Raw genomic sequence first — 4112 nt, forward strand, 5'->3', positions numbered from 1 at the left:
CAGTTATGGATGGTGTTGAAACCAGAGGTAAAAAAGGAAAACACCGGACAGAACGTACTAAATTTAACAAAGCTAATTAGGTTAACTTTTCTTTACATACCTTTAAATTTTTCTGTTCACCTACTTATATTGGTAAATTACAAGAGGTTATTCTGTTACTTAACTACTTGTATTAAATCTAAATTTGCTATCTGCAACCTCAATCGTTCATTCTCAATTCTTAACCGATCATTTTCCCTTTCCAAGTGAATAACCATCTCTTGCAACTCTTCCGCCTTTGACTTCTTCTTAATAGCTTCTTCAATAGCCACATTGCGATTTTCTAAACTAAACCACTTCTGATAAATGGAAGTGTGCATATTCACAGAATGACCCAAATTATCAGCCGCAGCTTTAATAGGAATCCCCATCAAATGCGCTCTAATTGCCCAAGCATGACGTAAATCATAGGGTTGAAAAGGAATTTCTACAAATCTAAACCATCTATCTGTACCATGTCGCACGGCATTAATTTGTTTACTGGTAATTTTATCGGCAATCTTTGCTTTTAATAACTCAATTGCTTCTTGATCATTCTTTAAATTAAAACTCTCAATCCAACGCGGATATAATGGTAATGCTTCCCTGTCTCCAGTTTTACATTCTTCATTTACTCGCCATGTATTCATAGTATTATCTGATGATAACCACCAATTCAAATCAGGTTTAACAAAAATTTCTAATGGTCTTAATCCATAAGTTGCCAACATTCCATATACCCATCTCCATAATTTCCAATTATTCCGATCTTCCCTATTTATTAACTTAGTGGGACGGTTCAAAGCATAGTTTTGAAACCTTAAATATTCTTTCTCAACTTCTAAATCTGTCGGTATATCCCGCTTTCTTTTAGCAGTAGCTTGGATTTTAAAGTTATTTAACTCAGGTATTTCTAAACCAGAACATTTACATAACACCCGAATCACCTTAATTAACTCATTTTTTACACTATCCGAAGAACTACAAGATTGCACAGCTTCAATAAAATTAGCATTTATCGCTAGTTTATCCTTCGGTAAATGCTTTTGGGCAATATATAGATAACTATTAAAAGTATTTTCACTTTTCAGAGTCCGTTTTCTAGTTTGAAAATAATTTTCTTCAAAATTTATAATTAAGTCACTAATATTTTGTAAATTAGCTCTAATTCTTGTTTTTCCTAAATATTTATCCGTCCAATGAAATTGTTTTCTAGCAATCAGTTTTCCTAGTTCATAAGCCTCTTCTTCTGCCGTATTCAAACCATCAAAATTAAAGGGAATATTCAAAGAAATATCATATTGTTTTGTCCCACTACCGTTTTTATCAATATCCCCTGGTTTAATAGGTAGGGTACTTCTCAACTGTAAACAATTACCAGATTTTCGGATATAAACACAAACCTTAGCTGCTTTGAGTCTAGTATTTACTGCTTTTAATTCCGTTTCTAACTTAGTTTTGATGTGAACTTCTTGGTCATTTACTGCTTGCATTCTACCTAAATATCCCCCATCCGTGATAGCTGTTGGTTGAAAATCGGCAAATGCTTCCTGTGATCTGTTCATACCCTAGATTCACCCTAATAAAAAAACTGTCCATTTCTGACAATGATCGCAGTAAACATTGTAGAAAATAAACACTTTACGTGAATTTAGATTATATCAATAGTCTTACCCGTGAAGGTAAAGCACAAGAAATCTACATCGTTACATCAGGTGAAATGATGGCGATGTACGCTGCAAACAACATCGCTCGTGGTGTACTTAAATATGCTCACTCCGGTGGAGTTCGTTTAGGTGGTTTGATCTGTAACAGCCGTAACACAGACCGAGAAATCGAATTAATCGAAACCTTGGCAAAACGGTTGAACACCCAAATGATTCACTACGTTCCCCGCGATAACATAGTTCAACACGCCGAACTACGTCGGATGACAGTGAACGAGTATGCACCTGATAGCAAACAAGCTAACGAATACCGCGCACTAGCTAAGAAGATCATCAACAACACCAACCTCACCATTCCTACACCTATCGAAATGGAAGAATTGGAAGAATTGTTGATTGAGTTCGGTATTCTCGAAAGCGAAGAAAACGCTGCAAAAATGCTGGCTAAATAGGCATAATTCGCTACGAAGAAAGAATTTTCTAGCACCAGGAAAAAGGCAGAGAGCAGCACATCAAAAGCTCTCACCTTTGACCAACATTTCCCCTATCGCTACAGGGGGATGGTATTCCATTTCCCAAAATTCATCCCTATTTTCGTTCCTTTAGGAGCAAGAGAGACTAACAATGACTCCTCCAGACGACAAGAAGATTGTTGAACAAAGAAAAGAACTAGTTAAAGAAGTTCTCAAAGCTTACCCCGAAAAAGCTGCTAAGAAGCGCGAGAAGCATTTAAACGTATTTGAAGAAGGTAAGGCTGATTGTGGTGTTAAATCTAACATCAAATCATTGCCTGGTGTAATGACCGCTCGTGGTTGTGCTTACGCAGGTTCTAAAGGTGTGGTTTGGGGTCCTATCAAGGACATGATCCACATTAGTCACGGTCCTGTTGGTTGCGGTTACTGGTCTTGGTCTGGTCGTCGTAACTATTACTTAGGTACAACAGGTATTGACACCTTCGGTACTATGCACTTCACCTCCGACTTCCAAGAACGCGATATCGTGTTTGGTGGTGACAAAAAACTGACTAAATTAATTGAAGAATTAGATGTATTATTCCCCTTAAATCGTGGGGTTTCTATTCAATCTGAATGTCCTATCGGTTTGATTGGGGATGACATCGAAGCAGTAGCTAGAAATACAGCCAAAACCATCGGTAAGCCAGTTATTCCCGTCCGTTGCGAAGGTTTCCGTGGTGTGTCTCAGTCTTTAGGACACCACATCGCTAACGACATGATTCGTGACTGGGTATTCCCCAGAGCAGATCAAGCTAAGAAAGACGGTACATTGAAGTTTGAAGGCACTCCTTATGATGTAGCCATCATTGGTGACTATAACATCGGTGGTGATGCTTGGGCGAGCCGGATTTTGTTAGAAGAAATCGGTTTGCGCGTTGTTGCTCAATGGTCTGGTGACGGTACAATCAACGAAATGTTGATGACCCCCAACGTGAAGATGAACCTCATCCACTGTTACCGCTCGATGAACTACATCAGCCGTCACATGGAAGAAGCTTATGGTATACCCTGGTTAGAATATAATTTCTTTGGTCCTACCAAGATTGCTGCATCTTTACGTGAAATCGCTTCTAAGTTTGATGCAAAAATCCAAGCAAATGCTGAAAAAGTAATTGCTAAGTATCAACCTACCATGGATGCGATCGTTAGTCAATATCGCCCCCGTTTGGAAGGTAAGACTGTAGCAATGATGGTTGGTGGTTTACGTCCCCGTCACGTTGTTCCCGCTTTCCAAGATTTGGGAATGAAGATGATTGGTACAGGTTATGAGTTCGGTCATAATGACGACTATAAACGTACTACTCACTACATCGAAAACGGAACTATCGTTTATGACGACGTTACCGCTTACGAATTTGAAGAGTTCATCAAAGCATTGAAGCCAGACCTAGTTGCTTCTGGTGTGAAAGAGAAGTATGTCTTCCAAAAGATGGGTCTTCCTTTCCGTCAAATGCACTCTTGGGATTACTCCGAACTTGGTAATGTTGCTGGAAAGGTGCGTTAGTTTAAGGTTTTTTGGGAGGTTTTTTAGTTGGGCAATTTTGATATTTTAGTTTTTAGCCTAAATTGATTTTATTATGTTCTATCATAACATTGTTTATGGATAACTGCAAGTGGTGAAAGGGTGACTTTTCCAGGTTTTATTAAGTTATTAATTTTTGATGTTTGGTGGTTTGGTAAAATTGAATAACTTTTTTTGCTTTGATTTTCTAGACTAAATGGCTCTCCTAGACTAGTTAGAGAAAATTAATACTTGATATCAGGTTAAGTCCTTACATAGTAAGGCAATACTGTTCGGTTAAGGGGAGATAGAGGGTAAAGTCAAAAATATTTTGTTCGCGTAGGCATTACGAGAACAATAAAAGCTAAAAAAGTTGCTTATACCTAACAAAAGGCACGCGGAAAAAACTTA

Annotated in this window: 2 protein-coding genes and 1 pseudogene; 2 read left to right on the top strand and 1 reads right to left on the bottom strand. The window is 38.0% G+C overall.

Translation table 11 applies throughout. The annotated features are described in order from the left end of the window. Window positions 1–155 precede the first annotated feature (155 nt). Complete coding sequence (locus IQ228_RS22550) at window positions 156–1583, bottom strand: integrase (RefSeq protein WP_027404294.1); 1428 nt, start codon at window positions 1581–1583, stop codon at window positions 156–158. A 110-nt stretch (window positions 1584–1693) separates the two neighbouring features. Between IQ228_RS22550 and nifH the strand changes: the two are divergent. Continuing rightward, window positions 1694–2137: pseudogene (gene nifH / locus IQ228_RS22555) on the top strand (nitrogenase reductase); the annotation flags it as partial. Window positions 2138–2309: 172 nt separating this feature from the next. After that, on the top strand, window positions 2310–3704 hold the full coding sequence (gene nifD, locus IQ228_RS22560; protein ID WP_035083244.1) for a nitrogenase molybdenum-iron protein alpha chain: 1395 nt from the start codon (window positions 2310–2312) through the stop codon (window positions 3702–3704). Window positions 3705–4112: the final 408 nt, after the last annotated feature.

Origin of the sequence: Dolichospermum sp. LEGE 00246 (genome assembly GCF_015207865.1) — a bacterium.
Lineage (GTDB): Bacteria > Cyanobacteriota > Cyanobacteriia > Cyanobacteriales > Nostocaceae > Dolichospermum > Dolichospermum heterosporum.

Excerpts from the sequence above, each read along its gene's own strand:
- IQ228_RS22550 (WP_027404294.1), bottom strand. The coding sequence starts at position 1,583 with ATGAACAGATCACAGGAAGCATTTGCCGATTTTCAACCAACAGCTATC.
- nifD (WP_035083244.1), top strand. The coding sequence starts at position 2,310 with ATGACTCCTCCAGACGACAAGAAGATTGTTGAACAAAGAAAAGAACTA.